The organism is Streptomyces sp. AC1-42W (assembly GCF_003248355.1).
Lineage (GTDB): Bacteria > Actinomycetota > Actinomycetes > Streptomycetales > Streptomycetaceae > Streptomyces.
Window position 1 is genome coordinate 3,661,945 of sequence record NZ_QKWY01000001.1, and the last position, 16,660, is coordinate 3,678,604.

Annotated in this window: 16 protein-coding genes; 13 read left to right on the forward strand and 3 right to left on the reverse strand. The window is 73.0% G+C overall.

Translation table 11 applies throughout. The features are described from left to right. Positions 1–48: 48 nt before the first annotated feature. On the reverse strand, positions 49–1,083 hold the full coding sequence (locus DNK56_RS16755) for a PRC and DUF2382 domain-containing protein (protein ID WP_111334862.1): 1,035 nt from the start codon (positions 1,081–1,083) through the stop codon (positions 49–51). Positions 1,084–1,350: 267 nt separating this feature from the next. On the opposite strand from DNK56_RS16755, the gene DNK56_RS16760 reads away from it, so the two are divergent. From DNK56_RS16760 to DNK56_RS16790, 7 genes are all read left to right on the forward strand, one after another. After that, positions 1,351–2,076: an adenosylcobinamide amidohydrolase gene (locus DNK56_RS16760; RefSeq protein ID WP_199563832.1), complete on the forward strand. Its 726-nt coding sequence runs from the start codon at positions 1,351–1,353 to the stop codon at positions 2,074–2,076. Positions 2,077–2,129: 53 nt separating this feature from the next. Continuing rightward, the gene (locus DNK56_RS16765) at positions 2,130–3,035 is read left to right on the forward strand and encodes an NAD(P)-dependent oxidoreductase (protein ID WP_111334864.1); all 906 of its coding nucleotides are present in this window, start codon (positions 2,130–2,132) and stop codon (positions 3,033–3,035) included. A gap of 225 nt (positions 3,036–3,260) precedes the next feature. Next, entirely contained in the window at positions 3,261–4,031 is a 771-nt protein-coding gene (locus DNK56_RS16770; RefSeq protein WP_111334866.1) for a GNAT family N-acetyltransferase, read from the forward strand. Between the two features lie 115 nt (positions 4,032–4,146). Further along, on the forward strand, positions 4,147–5,364 hold the full coding sequence (locus DNK56_RS16775) for a PP2C family protein-serine/threonine phosphatase (RefSeq protein WP_111334868.1): 1,218 nt from the start codon (positions 4,147–4,149) through the stop codon (positions 5,362–5,364). An 89-nt stretch (positions 5,365–5,453) separates the two neighbouring features. Next, positions 5,454–6,131 (forward strand): TetR family transcriptional regulator, encoded by a 678-nt coding sequence (locus DNK56_RS16780; RefSeq protein ID WP_111334870.1) that lies wholly within the window; start codon positions 5,454–5,456, stop codon positions 6,129–6,131. Beyond that, positions 6,128–6,682 carry an SDR family NAD(P)-dependent oxidoreductase gene (locus tag DNK56_RS16785; RefSeq protein ID WP_111334872.1) on the forward strand — a complete coding sequence of 185 codons (555 nt, stop codon included), beginning with the start codon at positions 6,128–6,130 and terminating at the stop codon, positions 6,680–6,682. The genes DNK56_RS16780 and DNK56_RS16785 overlap by 4 nt, the downstream gene beginning before the upstream one ends. A gap of 116 nt (positions 6,683–6,798) precedes the next feature. Beyond that, a complete protein-coding gene (locus DNK56_RS16790) occupies positions 6,799–7,839 on the forward strand; it encodes an NAD(P)-dependent alcohol dehydrogenase (RefSeq protein WP_111334874.1) in 1,041 nt (346 codons plus the stop codon). A 49-nt stretch (positions 7,840–7,888) separates the two neighbouring features. Here the strand turns inward: DNK56_RS16790 and DNK56_RS16795 are convergent, their stop codons facing one another. After that, a complete protein-coding gene (locus DNK56_RS16795; protein ID WP_111334876.1) occupies positions 7,889–8,386 on the reverse strand; it encodes an NUDIX domain-containing protein in 498 nt (165 codons plus the stop codon). Positions 8,387–8,449: 63 nt separating this feature from the next. Between DNK56_RS16795 and DNK56_RS16800 the strand changes: the two genes are divergently transcribed. Further along, on the forward strand, positions 8,450–8,995 hold the full coding sequence (locus tag DNK56_RS16800) for a DUF1697 domain-containing protein (RefSeq protein WP_111334878.1): 546 nt from the start codon (positions 8,450–8,452) through the stop codon (positions 8,993–8,995). A 31-nt stretch (positions 8,996–9,026) separates the two neighbouring features. Here DNK56_RS16800 and DNK56_RS16805 read toward each other — a convergent pair whose 3' ends face one another. Next, positions 9,027–9,422: a TOBE domain-containing protein gene (locus DNK56_RS16805; protein WP_111334880.1), complete on the reverse strand. Its 396-nt coding sequence runs from the start codon at positions 9,420–9,422 to the stop codon at positions 9,027–9,029. A gap of 98 nt (positions 9,423–9,520) precedes the next feature. Between DNK56_RS16805 and DNK56_RS16810 the strand changes: the two genes are divergently transcribed. The 5 genes from DNK56_RS16810 (at position 9,521) to DNK56_RS16830 (ending at position 16,651) form a co-directional block, all read left to right on the forward strand. Continuing rightward, positions 9,521–11,020, forward strand: coding sequence for an MFS transporter (locus tag DNK56_RS16810; RefSeq protein WP_111334882.1), 1,500 nt, complete (start codon positions 9,521–9,523; stop codon positions 11,018–11,020). An 11-nt stretch (positions 11,021–11,031) separates the two neighbouring features. Then, positions 11,032–12,120 carry a glutathione S-transferase family protein gene (locus tag DNK56_RS16815; RefSeq protein ID WP_241989904.1) on the forward strand — a complete coding sequence of 363 codons (1,089 nt, stop codon included), beginning with the start codon at positions 11,032–11,034 and terminating at the stop codon, positions 12,118–12,120. A gap of 37 nt (positions 12,121–12,157) precedes the next feature. Further along, on the forward strand, positions 12,158–14,377 hold the full coding sequence (locus DNK56_RS16820; protein WP_111334884.1) for an NADP-dependent isocitrate dehydrogenase: 2,220 nt from the start codon (positions 12,158–12,160) through the stop codon (positions 14,375–14,377). 178 nt (positions 14,378–14,555) lie between these two features. Continuing rightward, on the forward strand, positions 14,556–16,286 hold the full coding sequence (gene ctaD, locus DNK56_RS16825; RefSeq protein WP_111334886.1) for an aa3-type cytochrome oxidase subunit I: 1,731 nt from the start codon (positions 14,556–14,558) through the stop codon (positions 16,284–16,286). Continuing rightward, positions 16,283–16,651 carry a hypothetical protein gene (locus DNK56_RS16830; RefSeq protein ID WP_111334888.1) on the forward strand — a complete coding sequence of 123 codons (369 nt, stop codon included), beginning with the start codon at positions 16,283–16,285 and terminating at the stop codon, positions 16,649–16,651. Before ctaD ends, DNK56_RS16830 begins: the two co-directional genes overlap by 4 nt. Positions 16,652–16,660 lie beyond the last annotated feature (9 nt).

Sequence of the window (16,660 nt, forward strand, 5' to 3'; positions counted from 1 at the left end):
GGGTCCGCCCTCGATCGTCGTGCGCCGCGTCGGCCGGGCCGGCGCCGGTCAGCGCCGGCGTCCACGGCCGAACTCGCCGCCCGTGTCCTTTCCGCCCATGTTCTTCCCACCCATGTCCGGGCCGCCCATGTCCTTGCCGCCCTTGGTGGTGCCGTCCGCGTAGTCGATCTGCTCCTTGCGCAGTTCGGCGGAGACCTCCTTCTGCTCCGTCACCTTCTGGGTTTCCATCCGCACGCGCTCGACCGGGACCGTCTCCTTGCGCATCGTGGCGCGCTCGGCGTGCAGGGTGACCTCCATGTCCTGCTCGGTGAGGTCCCCGCGCACGGCCGTCCGGTCGTCCGGCCGCACCGGTTCGCGGATCACGCGTACCTCCTCGTGCGAGACCGGCACGGTGCGCGTGACGTTCTCGGTGACGACGTACTTGTGGAGCCGGGCCCTGCCGCTCTCGTACTCCTCGGTGCCGATGTGCAGCTGCTCCTCGGAGCGGATCATCTCCTCCTTGCCGCCCGTTTCGGCGCCGGACCGCATGGCGCCCGCCCCGGCCCCGGCCAGCGGACGGCCCGCGCCCGTGCCGGCGGTGTCGGTGTCGCGGTGCCTGCCGGTGCCGGCCGCACCCATGGCCCCGGCCCCGGCGCCCGCCCCGGCCCCGGCCCCGGCGCCCGCCCCGGCCCCGGCCCCGGTGCCCGCCGCGCCCATGGTGCCGGTGCCCGCGGTGGTCGGGGCGTTGGTCGCGGAGCCGTCGCCGAGATTGCCCCGGGTGTTCCGGGTCAGGCCGTAGTGCCGGTACAGCTCCTCCTCCTCGGACACGGACAGATGCGCGTCCGCGTCCACCCGGGGAGCTTCCTTGACCTGGTCCTTGCCGTGCGAGATGTGCAGGTCGGAGCCCACTCGACGGGCTCCGGCGAGAGGCACGAAACTCTCCTTCATGCCGAACAGGCCGGTCTTCACCGTGATCCAGTCCGGGCGGCCGGTGTTGTCGTCGACATACACCCGGCCCACGTTGCCGATCTTCTCGCCCTCGGTGTCGTACACCGTCAGGCCGTCGAGCTCTCCGGAATCCGTGAAACCGTCAGCGGCTCCCATGTCCGATTCCTCCTCGCCCGGGCGCGTCCTGTGGGTGGGTCCAGCAGAGAAGGCGCGTCCGGATTCCATCGCGCCTCACCCGGATGGACGCTGCAACCGCCCGGCCACCGGGGCCGGGGCGCGGTTTCCGCCCCACCCCCGCGCAGCCCCCGTGCCACGCGGGTCGCGAGCACTTCCCCCGGTTACGCCAATCGGGTGAACGGGCCGGTTCGCGCGCACCGGGCGCGGGGCGCGGGGCGGCTCCCGTGCACCCCGGTCACGGCACATATGATCGGCGGGTCCGTGCCGACCGCCGTCCAGCCGCGCCACCGGGGGTACCCCATCCGTTCCGTACGCGTCCGCCTCCCCCAGCAGCGCGGCGAACTCCTCGCCCGCCGGGAGGACGGCCGGGAACTGCACCACCTGGTGTGGCGGCTCGGACCCGGCTGGCGGGTGTGCGGCAGCGCGGTGCTGGGCGGCGGCATCGGCCCGCGCGACTGGATTCTCAACGCGCAGGTCCCCGGCGGTTACCCCCGCATGGACCCGGACCGCCATCTCGCCGAGATCGCCGCCGCAGCCCGGCTCACCGGCCCCGGCGCAGGACTGATGACCGCCGCCGACGTCACCGCGTACACCGCCGCCGACGACGGCGGCGTCCACGCCACCGCCACCTGCGGTCTGGGCGTACGCGGCTGGGCCGCCGCCCCCGACGAGACCACCGGCGAACCGCCGCGCCCCGGCACCGTCAACATCGTGGTGACACTGCCCGTCGCCCTCACCGACGCCGCCCTGGTCAACGCCGTCGCCACCGCGACCGAGGCCAAGGTGCAGGCCCTCCTCGACGCCGGACTCGACTGCTCGGGCACCCCCACCGACGCCGTCTGCGTCGCCGCCCCCGCACCCGGACCGGACGGCGCCGCCGAACCCTTCGCCGGGCCGCGCTCCCGCTGGGGCGCGCGACTCGCCCGCGCCGTACACGCCGCCGTGCTGGAGGGCGCGCTGCGGCAACCCTGAGAGCCGAAGCCGCCGCGCACCGGGCCCGGCGCGCGGCCGATGAAGGGAACCCCATGACCTCAGCAGTCCCCGCATCCCCGCAGCGGCCCGTCGTCGCCGTACTCGGCGCCGGGATCATGGGCGCGGCCATGGCCCGCAGCCTGCTGCGCGCCGGTCTGGAGGTCCGGGCCTGGAACCGTACGCGGGCCAAGGCCGCCCCCCTCGCCGAGGACGGCGCCACCGTCACCGGTACGGCGGCCGAGGCCGTGCGCGGCGCCCATGTCGTGCTCACGGCGCTCACCGACGCGACCGCCGTGGCCGCGGCGCTCACCGCCGCCTCCGAGGGGCTGCACCGGGGCCAGGTGCTGCTGCAGACGTCCACGGTCGGCCCGGACGGGGCCGTCGAACTGGCCCGGCGCGCCGCCGACCTCGGGCTGGTCCACGTCGACGCCCCGGTCGTCGGCACCCGGCAGCCCGCCGAGGAGGGCACGCTCACCGTCCTCGTCTCCGGACCCGCCGCCGCCGTCGAGGCCGCCGGGCCCGTGCTGGACGCCATCGGGCGGCGCACGGTCCGGGCCGGCGAGGAGCCGGGGGACGCCTCCCGGCTGAAGCTCGTGATCAACGCCTGGGTGATCAACATGGTGGGCGGCGTCGCCGAGTGCCTGAACCTCGCCGAGGGGCTGGGCGTGGACCCCGGCGCCTTCCTGGACGTGCTGGCGGGCGGGCCGCTCGACACGGGCTATCTGCGGGCCAAGTCCGCCGCCGTCCTGGCCGGGGACCTCACCCCGAGCTTCGCCCTGTCCACGGCCCTCAAGGACACCCGGCTCATCCTGGACGCGGCCGCCGGCGCCGGTGTCCGGCTGGACCTGGCCGCCGCGTCGGCCGCCCGCTTCGAACGCGCGGAGGCGGACGGGCACGGCGAGGAGGACATGATCGCCACGTACTACGCGGGCCGGGCCCCCGGGCACGACGCCGGCTGACGGGCCCGCGTACGGCCGAAGACCGCCCCACCGGTACGGGGGAGCCCGGTGGGACGGCCGCGACCAGCGTGCCACAGGACGGCGCACCGCAGGGGCGCCCGGCTCATATACGGCTGTAGTTGAGTCGAAATCGACGGTACGGGAATAGCCCCGCGCCCCCCGTCCTTGCCGCAGCAGTGGCGCCGGGCAGCCGGGCGCCCGGTACGGAACAGGGAGCAGGAGCACATGCCGAACGCGTACGTGATCACCCGCGACGGCGGGCCGGAGGAGGAGGGGGCCGCCCCTCCGGCCACCGCGGCCGGGGCCGCCGGCCATCCGCTGGACGATCCGGTGGGCACCGCGCTGCGCGGGCCGCACGCGCACTTCGCCGAGCGCCGGGGCCGCGTCCTGCGCTATCCGCCCGAGGTCACCCCCTGGGTCGCCATGCCCCAGGACCCGGGGCCGGCCGACTGGGCCGACGCGGCGGCGCTCGCCGGGCCCGGCGCGATGGTCTGCGTCACCGCGTTCCGGGAGCTCCCGCCGCCGGACTGGGAGATCGTCTTCCACGCCGAGGGCGTCCAGCTCGTGGACGAGGGCGTGGCCGCCGAGCCGTTCCCGGACGCCGTCCGGCTGGGCCCCGCCGATGTGCCCGAGATGCTCGACCTGGTCGCCCGCACCCGGCCGGGCCCCTTCGAGCCCCGGACCGTCGAACTCGGCACCTACCTCGGCGTCCGCCGGGACGGGGCGCTCGTCGCCATGGCCGGTGAGCGGATGCGCCCGCCGGGCTGGAGCGAGATCAGCGCCGTCTGCACCGACGAGTCGGTGCGCGGCCGGGGCATCGGCGGCGGGCTCGTGCGCGCCGTGGCCCACGAGGTCCGCCGGCGCGGAGACATCCCGTTCCTGCACGCGGCCGCCGACAACACCGGCGCCGTCCGGCTCTACGAGTCGCTCGGGTTCGCGCTGCGCCGCCGCACCGCCTTCCTCGGCGCCCTGGTCCCCGGCGGGCCGGCCGTATGACGGGACCTTCGGCGGGGCCCTCGGGGCCGTAGGACTCGTGTGCTCCGGGGCGCTTCCGGTTCGAATGAGAGGAGAGCGTCGGCATCCGGCCGGCAGATCCCGGAAGGAGAGGACCGTGACCTACGGACTCCTGAGCCGGCCGGCGCCCCGGACGGCGGCCACCGGCACCGAGACCGCGGAGGCCGCAGCGCGCGCCCCGCGGATCGGGAACAGGGCACTGTCCGGCGGGCTGGCCCTGCTCACCGCCGTGATCATCGGCCTCGACGTCCTGGCCGGCAACGACCTGCGCCTGGTGCCCCTGCTCGTCGTCGCGCCCGCCCTCGTCTCGGTCTTCGGGACGGTCGGCCAGACCGTGGCCGCCGGTGCCTGGGTCACCGGGGTGGCCCTCGTCAGCCGCGCGGTGACCGGCGGGACCACCTGGGACGTCGTCAGCAGTCTCGTCTTCACCGTGTTCGCCTGCCTCCTCAGCGTCGGCGCCTGCGCCCTGCGCATCCGGCACGCCACGGAGATCGCCCGGCTGCGGTCCGCCGCCGTCGCGCTCCAGCGCCAGATCCTGCGCCCGCTGCCCATCCCCACCGACCAGATCACCGCTCACGGCACCTACACGGCGATCGAGGAGGACCACCTGGTCGGCGGGGACATCTACGAGGTCGTCCAGTCGCCCTACGGCACCCGCGTGATCATCGGTGACGTCCAGGGCAAGGGCCTGCCCGCGATCGGGGTGGGCTTCGCCGTCCTCGGGGCGTTCCGCGAGGCGGCCATCCGCGAACCGTCCCTCGCCGGCCTCGTGGACCGACTGGAGGACGCCGTCGCCCGGCAGAACGCCTTCGCCGCCGAGACCGGCGAGACGGAGCGCTTCGTCACCGCGCTGGTGCTCGGCTTCGACGGCGACGGCCGGGTGGAAGCGGTCAACTGCGGCCATCTGCCGCCCCGGCTGCTGCACGACGGGGTGGCCGTCCCGGTGCCGATCCGCCGGACCTCGGTACCGTTGGGTATGGCGGAACTCAGCAGCGAGGGCCGTACCGCGGAGCGGATCGACTTCCCGCCCGGTGCCACGCTCCTGATGTTCACCGACGGCGTCACCGAGGCCCGCGATCCGAACGGGAACTTCTACCCGCTGGACGCCCGGCTGAGCCGCTGGGCGCGCCGGGGCCCGCGCGAACTGCTCGACGCGCTCGACCGGGACCTGGAGAAGTTCTCCAGCGGGGTGCGGCGCGACGACGTCGCCGTACTGGCCCTGCGCCACACCTCCGCCCCCGCCGCCCCGCATGTGCCCGCCCCGTCCGGCGGACACGAGGCGATGCGCGCCGCCGAGGTGTTCAGCGCGCGGTAGCGACGGACGGCGGGGGCGAACAGCGGACACTTCATGTCCCGGCGAGGCTTATGTCGCGTCGGGACATTTTCGGGTGTACGGTGACAGACATGCAAGCGGAACAGAAGCTTCCGGAGCGGCGGGGCCGCAAGGCCCGCCGGACCCGGGACGCGCTGGCCCGAGCCGCGTTCGAGCTCGTTCTCGACCGCGGACTCCGGGAGGTCACGGTCGAGGAGATCGCCGAACGCGCCGACGTCGACCGCCGCACCTTCAGCCGGTACTTCGCGAACAAGGAGGCCGCCGTCCTGGACTCGGTCCGGGGCGACGGCGACCGGATCAACGCGGCGCTGCGCGCCCGCCCGGCCGGCGAGCCCCCGCTCACCGCGTACCGCCGGGCGGTCCTGGACTGGCTCGCCGACCCCGACGCCCCGGCCTGGCACCGGCGGCCGCGGATCTACGAACTGCTGGTCCTCGCCGAACGGGAGCCGACCCTGTACGCCGCGTTCCACCACATCCGGGTGGACGCCCAGGCGGACTCGGTCGCCGTCGTCGCGGACCGGCTGGGCACCGACCCGCTCGTCGACCTGCGGCCCGCCGTCACGGTGGCCGCCGGAGCCGGCGCCCTGCTCGCCGCCCAGGCCGCCTGGGTCCGCGGCGACCGCCCCGACGAGCTGCCCCGGCTCGTCGAGCGCGCCTTCGACGCCCTGACCGGCGAGCTGGTCACCCGGCCCCCGGCCCCGGCGCCGCACAGCACCACCCGCACCACGGAAGGAAACGGCACCCCATGAGCACCCCCACCCCCACCGACCAGGAGTTCGCCGGCCGCACCGCCCTCGTCACCGGAGGCGCCTCCGGCATCGGCCTGGCCGTCGCCCACCGGCTCGCCGGCGCGGGCGCCGCGGTCGTCGTCGCCGACTACGACGAGGCGAGCGCCCGCGAGGCCGCCGCCGTCGCCCTGGACGTCACCGACCCCGCCTCCGTCGAGGCGGGCGGCGGCGCGATCGTCAACATGTCCTCGATCCTGGGCACCAACGGCTTCGCCGGCTCGCCGGCCTACGTCGCCGCCAAGCACGGCGTCGTCGGCCTCACCAAGACCGCCGCCCTGGAGTACGCCGCCCACAACGTGCGGATCAACGCGGTGGGCCCCGGCTTCATCGACACCCCGCTGCTGCGCGACACGGACGCCCCGGCGCGCGAGCACCTGATCTCGCTGCACCCGGCGGGCCGCCTCGGCAGGGCGGAGGAGGTGGCGGAGCTGACCGCGTTCCTGCTCTCCGACCGCGCCTCGTTCATCCACGGCAGCTACCACCTGGTGGACGGCGGCTACTCCGCCTCCTGACCGGGGCGGCCGGAAGCCGGAGGAACCGGGGACACCGGGGGACACCGAGGGACACCGGGGGAGGCACGGGGGATTCGGGGGTCAGCGCAGAAGTCACCGAGGTCGAGGAGGACCCCATGAAGGCAGTTCAGTACCGGGAGATAGGCGCCGCACCCGAGGTCGTCACCGTCCCGGACCCGGAACCGGGCCCCGGACAGGTGCTGCTCCAGGTCACCGCGGCCGGCGTCTGCCACTCCGACATCGCCGTGATGAGCTGGCCCGCCGAACAGTTCCCGTACCCGCTGCCGCTCACCCTCGGCCACGAGGGCGTCGGCACCGTGGCCGCGCTCGGCGACGGCGTCAGCGGCCTGGAGACCGGCCAGTCCGTCGCCGTCTACGGCCCCTGGGGCTGCGGCACCTGCGTCAAGTGCGCCGAGGGCAAGGAGAACTACTGCCTGCGCGCGGCGGAGCTGGGCATCAACCCGCCCGGCCTGGGCGCGCCCGGCGCCATGGCCGAATACATGATCGTGGACGACCCGCGCCACCTCGTGCCCATCGGCGACCTGGACCCGGTGCGCACCGTGCCGCTCACCGACGCCGGCCTCACCCCGTACCACGCCATCAAGCGCTCCCTGCCGAAGCTGGTACCCGGCGCGACCGCCGTCGTCATCGGCACCGGGGGACTGGGACACGTCGCCATCCAGCTGCTGCGCGCCCTGACGTCCGCACGGGTCGTCGCACTCGACGTCACCGAGGAGAAGCTCGCCCTCGCCCGCACGGTCGGCGCCCACGAGACCGTCCTGTCCGACGAGCACGCGGCGGCCCGCATCCGGGAACTGACCGGCGGCGTCGGCGCCGAAGTCGTGCTGGACTTCGTCGGCGCGCCCCCGACCGTCGCCACCGCCGGAGCCGCGGCCGCCATCGACTCGGACGTCACCATCGTCGGCATCGGAGGGGGCGGCCTCCCCGTCGGCTTCGGCGTCCTGCCGTTCAACACCACGGTCACCGCCCCGTACTGGGGCTCCCGCTCCGAACTGGCCGAGGTGCTCGCCCTCGCCCACGCCGGCGCGGTGGACGTCCACGTCGAGACGTACCCGCTGGAGGAGGCACCGCTCGCCTACGAGCGGCTGCACGTCGGCAAGATCAACGGCCGGGCCGTCATCCTCCCGCAGAGCTGACCGGCACGGGGGCGCGGGCCGCCGCACGGCGCGACGGCCCGCGCCCCCGTCAGCCCCCTGCGCCCCTACCCGCCAGATGCGCGCGCAGCCGGTCCACGAACACCCGCTGCCCCTTCACCAGCAGCTCCGCCGCCTCCTCCGGCGTGCACCAGGCGAACCGGTCCATCTCCGGAAACTCCCGCGGCGACCCTGAGCCGCGCGGCCACTCCATCGTGAAGGTCCCCGGCACCGCGTCCGCCGGATCGACGTCGGCCTCCAGCGCCCACACGGTCACCGTCTTCCCGCCGGCCTGGCGCGCCTCGCCCAGCGCCACCCAGCCACCCTCCGGCGGCGGACGCCCGAACTCCTCCCCGAACTCCCGCCGCGCCGCCGCCGCGGGCTCCTCCTCCGGCGGGTACTCGCCCTTGGGCACCGACCACGCCGCCTCCTCGCGGTGCGCCCAGAACGGCCCGCCCATATGACCGATCAGCACTTCGAGCCCGCGGCCCGCACCCGTACGGAACAGCAGCAGACCGGCACTGCGGCGGGTGTTCCCCGTGGCTGTCATACCTTTGAGTGTGCGCGGCGCCCGCCCGTACGCCCCCTCCCGCAGGCGAACAGGTGATCGGACTTGCTGTACATCGCGCTCCTCCGGGGACTGAACGTGCCGGGCCGCTCCGTCAAGATGGAACGGCTGCGCGAACTCTTCACCGAACTGGGCCTCGCCTCGGTGCGCAGCTACATCCAGAGCGGCAACGTCTTCTTCGAGTCCGGCGAGACGGACCGGCCCGCGCTCGCCGCCCGCATCGGCGACCACCTCGCCCGCGCCCTCGGCTACGACGTCGCCGTCTGCCTGCGCACGGTGCCGGAACTGGAGGCGCTGATCGCGCGCGACCCGTTCCAGGACGTCGAGGCCACCGACGACATCCGCCGCTGCGTCGTGTTCACCACCGAGCCCGTCGACCCGGACCTGGAGCTGCCACTGCTCTCCCCGAAGAAGGACATGGAGATCATCGGCACCACCGCGTACGAGGCGTTCGTCGTCTGGCACCTGATCAACGGCCGGGCACCCGGCGCCAAGGGCTTCCAGGAGAGCGTCCTCGGCCACGACGCGACGACCCGCTTCTTCCACACGGTCGTGAAGATCCTCGCCGCCGCGAAGAAGGGCGCCGCCTGACCGGCGCACCCGTCCCGGAACGCGCCTCCGGTCAGGCCCGGTCGATGTGCACGCTGGTCGACTTCACCCGCGCGGTCGCCTGCACCCCGACCTCGAGCCCCAGCTCCTCGACGGCCTCGCGCGTCAGCAGCGACACCAGCCGGTGCGGCCCGGCCTGGATCTCCACCTGCGCGGCCACGTCCCCGAGCTTCACCGCCGTCACGATCCCCGCGAACGCGTTGCGCGCCGAGGTGTACGACACCTCCTCGTCGCCCGCGCCGTGCTGCGCGACCTCCACGGAGAACGCCGCCAGGTCGCGGCCGTCGATGAGACGGCGGCCGCCCTCGTCGCGATGGGTCGCCACGCGCCCCGCGTCGGCCCAGCGCCGGGCGGTGTCCGGGCTGACGCCCAGCAGACGGGCCGCCTGCCCGATCGTGTAGGACTGCATGCGCCGTACCCTAACCGGCCCGTGCCCGCGCCCCGCCCGCACGGCCGGGTGGACCAGCCGGGATGAGGAATCACGGTGCGCGTCCTAGGGTGCCAACCATGGCAGACAGCGCGTCGGACCGGCGCTCCGCGGGGCGGGGCGGGGACCCCGGCCACGGCACGCCCGACCCGCGACGGTGGCGGGCGCTCGCCGTCTGCCTGGTCGCGGGGTTCATGACCCTGCTGGACGTCTCGATCGTGAATGTCGCGCTGCCCTCCATCAAGGAGGGGCTGCACACCTCGGAGTCCGACCTGCAATGGGTCCTGTCCGGTTACGCGCTGGCCTTCGGCCTGTTCCTGATCCCGGCCGGACGGCTCGGCGACGCACGCGGCCGGCGCGTCGTGTTCATGGCGGGGCTCGCCCTGTTCACCCTGTCGTCCGCGGCCTGCGGCGCCGCCCAGTCCAGTCTCTGGCTGGTCATCGCCCGGCTGGTCCAGGGACTGGCCGGCGGCATGGTCTCGCCGCAGATCTCCGCCCTCATCCAGCAGATGTTCCAGGGCCGCGAACGCGGTCGCGCCTTCGGCATGTTCGGCACCGTCGTCGGCATCTCCACGGCGGTCGGACCGCTCCTCGGCGGCCTGCTGATCCAGGCGGCGGGGGCCGACGAGGGCTGGCGGTGGGTGTTCTACGTCAACCTGCCGCTCGGCCTCGTCTGCCTCCTGCTGGCCCGCCGGCTGCTGCCCGACACCCCGCACGCCGGACCGGTGCGGCTGCGCCACCTCGACCCGGTGGGCGTCCTGCTGCTCGGCACCGGCGTGCTGGCCCTGCTGCTGCCCTTCGTCCAGTCCCGCCAGTGGCCGGGCGACGGCAAATGGCTGCTGCTGCTCCTGGCGGCGGCGCTGCTCGCCGCCTTCGTCGGCTGGGAGTCCCGCTGCGGCCGCCGGGGCACCCAGCCGGTCGTCGACCTCGGCCTCTTCCGGGTCCGCTCCTACTGGCTGGGCTGCCTGCTCATCCTGCTGTACTTCGCCGGGTTCACCTCGATCTTCTTCATCACCACGCTCTACCTCCAGAGCGGCCTGCACTACACCGCGCTCCAGGCCGGCCTCGCCATCACCCCGTTCGCGCTGGGCTCCGCCGTCGCCGCGAGCCCCGGCGGCCGGCTCGTCGGCCGCTTCGGCCGCCCCCTCGTCGTCATCGGCCTGGTCGCCGTGGCCGTGGGACTCGGCGCCACCGCGCTCGCCGTCCACCTGGTGCCCGGCCGGGGCGTCGGCTGGGCGATGGCGGCCCCGCTGCTGTTCGCGGGACTCGGCAGCGGCCTGGTCATCGCCCCCAACCAGACGCTCACCCTCTCCGAGGTGCCGGTGGCCACCGCGGGCAGCGCCGGCGGCACCCTCCAGACCGGCCAGCGCGTCGGCTCGGCGATCGGCATCGCGGCCGTGGGCGCGGTGTTCTTCGCCCAGGTCGGCGGGGACGGCTGGTCCGACGCCTACGACCACGGGCTCGTCGTCTCCGTCGCCTTCGTCGTCGCCGCCCTGCTCGTCGCACTCGCCGACGTGGGCGGCGGCCGCCGGGGCAGACAGCGTACCGGGCCCTCCGCACCTTCCGCAGCCGCCTCGTAAAGGAGAACGCGATGAACGACTCCGCCGGAACCGACGGCAACAGCTCGTACGGGCACAAGCCCTTCAAGCGCTCCCGCAGCCACTTCGCGGACCGCGTCACCGCCGACGGGCGCGACGGCTGGCCCGTCGAAGCCGGCCGCTACCGGCTCGTCGTCAGTCGCGCCTGCCCGTGGGCCAGCCGGGCCCTGGTCTCCCGCAGGCTGCTCGGCCTGGAGGACGCGCTCTCGCTCGCCGTCGCCGACCCGCTCCAGGACGACCGCAGCTGGCGCTTCACACTGGACCCGGACGGCCGCGACCCGGTCCTCGGCATCCGCTACCTCAGCGAGGCGTACGACGCGCGCGAGCGCGGCTATCCGGGCGGGGTCAGCGTCCCGGCGATCGTGGACGTGCCCACCGGCAGGCTCGTCACCAACGACTACCAGCAGATCACCCTGGACCTCGCCACCGAGTGGACCGCCCTGCACCGGCCCGGGGCGCCCGACCTCTACCCCGAGCCGCTGCGCGCGGAGATCGACGAGGTCATGGAGGGCATCTACCGGGACGTGAACAACGGGGTGTACCGGGCCGGTTTCGCGGACGGTCAGGACACCTACGAGGAGGCGTACGAAGCGCTCTTCCGCCGCCTGGAGGAGACCTCGCGGCGGCTGGCGGACCGGCGGTACCTCGTCGGGGACACGATCACCGAGGCCGACATCCGCCTCTTCACCACCCTGGTGCGCTTCGACCCCGTCTACCACGGCCACTTCAAGTGCAACCGCCGCAAACTCTCCGAGGACCCGGTGCTCTGGGCGTACGTCAGGGACCTCTACCAGACACCCGGATTCGGGGACACGGTCGACTTCCACCACATCAAGCAGCACTACTACCGGGTGCACACCGGCATCAACCCCACCGGCATCGTGCCCGCCGGCCCCGACCTGTCCGGCTGGCTGACCCCGCACCACCGGGAACAGCTCGGCGGCCGCCCCTTCGGCGACGGCACCCCGCCCGGACCGCCCCCCGCCGGCGAACAGATCCCGCCCGGCGGCCGCCCCTGGGCAAGGTTCCGGCCGGTGTGGGCAGGGTCCTGTCGAGTCGGCGCCCCTCACGAGATATCTTGATGTCAAGCAATGTTGCAGACGTGGAGCGGAGCACAGGGTGACTGACTCGACCATCATCTATACACACACCGACGAGGCCCCGGCCCTGGCGACCTATTCGTTCCTGCCCGTGATCCAGGCGTACGCCTCCAAGGCCGGGATCAACGTCGAGAGCCGGGACATCTCGCTCGCGGGCCGGATCATCGCGGGCTTCCCGGACCGCCTCCGGGAGGACCAGCGCATCGACGACGCGCTCGCCGAGCTCGGTGAGCTGGCCACCACGCCGGGCGCCAACATCATCAAGCTTCCGAACATCTCGGCCTCGATCCCGCAGCTCAAGGCCGCCATCGCCGAGCTCCAGGCCCAGGGCTACGACCTGCCGGACTACCCGGACGACCCGAAGAGCGACGAGGACAAGGACGTCCGCGCCCGTTACGACAAGGTCAAGGGCAGCGCCGTCAACCCGGTCCTGCGCGAGGGCAACTCCGACCGCCGCGCCCCCGCTTCGGTCAAGAACTACGCCAAGACCCACCCGCACCGCATGGGCGCCTGGACCGCCGACTCCAAGACCAACGTCGCCACCATGGGCGTCGACGACTTCCGGTCCACCGAGAAGTCCGCGGTCATCGCCGAGCCCGGCAGCCTGCGCATCGAGCTGGTCGGCGACGACGGCACCACCACCGTGCTGCGCGAGTCCGTACCGGTCCTCGCCGGCGAGGTCGTCGACGCCTCCGTCATGCGCGTCGCCGCCCTGCGCGAGTTCATCACCGCCCAGATCGCCCGCGCCAAGGCCGAGGGCGTGCTCTTCTCCGTGCACCTCAAGGCCACGATGATGAAGGTCTCCGACCCGATCATCTTCGGCCACGTCGTGCGCGCCTTCTTCCCGAAGACCTTCGCCGAGTACGGTGACGTGCTCGCCGCCGCCGGCCTGACCCCGAACGACGGTCTGGGCGGCATCCTCAAGGGCCTGGAGTCCCTGCCCGAGGGCGCGAAGATCAAGGAGTCCTTCGACGCCGAGCTGGCCGCGGGCCCCGCCCTCGCCATGGTCGACTCGGACAAGGGCATCACCAACCTGCACGTCCCGAGCGACGTCATCGTGGACGCCTCCATGCCGGCCATGATCCGCACCTCCGGCCACATGTGGGGCCCGGACGGCCAGGAGGCCGACACCATCGCCGTCCTCCCGGACAGCAGCTACGCCGGTGTCTACCAGGTCGTCATCGACGACTGCCGCGCCAACGGCGCCTTCGACCCGGCCACCATGGGCTCGGTGCCCAACGTCGGCCTCATGGCGCAGAAGGCCGAGGAGTACGGCAGCCACGACAAGACGTTCGAGATCCCCACCACGGGCACCGTCCGCGTCGTCGACGCCGCCGGCAACGCCGTGCTGGAGCAGGCCGTCGGCGCCGGCGACATCTTCCGCATGTGCCAGGCCAAGGACCTCCCGATCCAGGACTGGGTCAAGCTCGCAGTCACCCGCGCCCGCGCCACCGGCGCCCCGGCCGTCTTCTGGCTCGACGAGGACCGCGCCCACGACGCGCAGCTCATCGCCAAGGTCAAGACGTACCTCGCCGACCACGACACCGACGGTCTGCAGATCGAGATCATGTCCCCGGAGAAGGCCACCGCCTTCTCGCTGGAGCGCATCCGCCGCGGCGAGGACACCATCTCGGTCACCGGCAACGTGCTCCGCGACTACCTCACCGACCTCTTCCCGATCCTGGAGCTCGGCACCAGCGCGAAGATGCTCTCGGTCGTCCCGCTGATGAACGGCGGCGGCCTCTTCGAGACGGGCGCCGGCGGCTCCGCGCCCAAGCACGTCCAGCAGCTGGTCAAGGAGGACTACCTGCGCTGGGACAGCCTGGGCGAGTTCTTCGCCCTCGCGGCCAGCTTCGAGCACCTGGCGCAGAGCACGGGCAACGCCCGCGCCCAGGTCCTCGCCGAGACGCTGGACCGGGCCACGGCCACGTTCCTCAACGAGGACAAGTCGCCCAGCCGCCGCCTCGGCGGCATCGACAACCGCGGCAGCCACTTCTACCTGTCCCTGTACTGGGCCCAGGAGCTGGCGCGGCAGACCGGCGACGCCGAACTGGCCGACGCGTTCGCCCCGCTCGCCAAGACGCTGGCCGAGCAGGAGCGCACGATCGTCGACGAGCTGATCGCCGTCCAGGGCAAGCCGGCCGACATCGGCGGCTACTACCAGCCCGACCCGGCCAAGGCCGCGGCCGTCATGCGCCCCTCCGCGACGTTCAACCAGGCGATCGCGAGCCTCGCCTGACCCGATCGCGCACCCGACGCCCCGGCCCGGCTCCCGCCGCGCCGGGGCGTCCCCGCGTTCGTAACCCCCCCTGACGGGTGAAATGTCGGGTCCGGGCGGGTGCCGGGGCGCACGACGGGCCCGCTTCGCTGGTTTGCTGCATCCGGAAACACGGACGCACAAGCGAAGGAGCGGCCCCGTGACGACGACGGGCACACCACGTACGGCCGAGGACGAGGAGTCGTACTCCAACGAACTGCCGGTGCACGGCCGGGAACCCGGCAACGTCGTCATCAAATGGCTGACCACCACCGACCACAAGACGATCGGCTCCCTCTACCTGCTCACCTCGTTCGCCTTCTTCCTCGGCGGCGGGCTGCTCGCCCTCTTCATGCGCGCCGAACTCGCCAGGCCCGGCATGCAGATCATGTCGAACGAGCAGTTCAACCAGGCGTTCACGATGCACGGCACGATCATGCTGCTGATGTTCGCGACGCCGCTGTTCGCCGGGTTCACGAACTGGATCATGCCGCTGCAGATCGGCGCGCCCGACGTGGCGTTCCCGCGGCTGAACATGTTCGCGTACTGGCTGTACCTCTTCGGCTCGCTCATCGCGGTGGCCGGCTTCCTCACCCCGAACGGCGCCGCCGACTTCGGCTGGTTCGCCTACTCGCCGCTGACCGACATCGTCCGCTCGCCCGGCATCGGCGGAGACCTGTGGATCATGGGCCTGGCCCTCTCCGGCTTCGGCACGATCCTCGGCTCGGTCAACTTCATCACCACGATCATCTGCATGCGCGCACCCGGTATGACGATGTTCCGCATGCCGATCTTCGTCTGGAACGTCCTGCTGACCGCCGTACTGGTCCTGATGGCCTTTCCGGTGCTCGCCGCGGCCCTCCTCGCGCTGGAGGCGGACCGCAAGTTCGGTGCGCACGTCTTCGACGCGGCCAACGGCGGCGCCCTGCTGTGGCAGCACCTCTTCTGGTTCTTCGGCCATCCGGAGGTGTACATCATCGCCCTGCCGTTCTTCGGCATCGTCTCCGAGGTCATCCCGGCGTTCAGCCGCAAGCCGATGTTCGGCTACATCGGGCTGGTCGGTGCGACGATCTCCATCGCCGGGCTCTCGATCACGGTGTGGGCACACCACATGTTCGTCACCGGCGGTGTGCTCCTGCCGTTCTTCTCCTTCATGTCGTTCCTGATCGCGGTGCCCACCGGGGTGAAGTTCTTCAACTGGATCGGCACCATGTGGCACGGCTCGCTGTCCTTCGAGACACCGATGCTGTGGTCGATCGGCTTCCTGGTGACGTTCCTCTTCGGCGGTCTCACCGGGGTGCTCCTCGCCTCGCCCCCGATGGACTTCCACGTCTCCGACTCGTACTTCGTCGTCGCCCACTTCCACTACGTGGTCTTCGGCACCGTGGTGTTCGCGATGTTCTCCGGCTTCCACTTCTGGTGGCCGAAGTTCACCGGCAAGATGCTGGACGAACGGCTCGGCAAGATCACCTTCTGGACGCTGTTCACCGGCTTCCACGGCACGTTCCTGGTCCAGCACTGGCTGGGCGCGGAGGGCATGCCGCGCCGGTACGCGGACTACCTCGCGTCCGACGGCTTCACCGCGCTGAACACCATCTCGACGATCTCCTCGTTCCTGCTGGGCCTGTCGATGCTGCCCTTCCTGTACAACGTCTGGAAGACCGCCAAGTACGGCAAGCCGGTCGGGGTCGACGACCCGTGGGGCTACGGCCGTTCGCTGGAGTGGGCGACCTCCTGCCCGCCGCCCCGGCACAACTTCGTCACCCTGCCCCGCATCCGCTCCGAGTCCCCGGCGTTCGACCTGCACCACCCGGTCGTGCGCGAGCTGGAGGAGGCCGAGAACCGCGCCCACACCTCCGTGACGGTGGCGCCGGGGGACAAGCAGGCGTGAGCGCCCACAAGAAAGGGACGGGGTCCGGGCCGGAGGCAGAGAGCGCGCGGGGACTGGCCCAGCTGGAGGGCTATCTGCTGTGGAACGCCGAGGTCGAGCGGGCCCACCGGCTCGCCCGGCACTTCACCGACCAGCTGCCCTGGCTGACGACCGCCCAGCGCGCGGACGTGGAACGCGTCTACACCGCCGAACGCACCGCCGAGTCCCGGGCCGTGCTGGCCCGGATCTCCGCCCGCGCCCTGCACCTGCGCCGCGAGTACACCGCGCGCTACCGCAGGCTCCGCGCCCGCTGCGTCGCCGCCGCCGTGGTCTGCGCGGGGGCCGCGGCGGGCGTCTGCGGGGTCCTGGTCCAGCTGGCCCGCTGACCCGCCCCA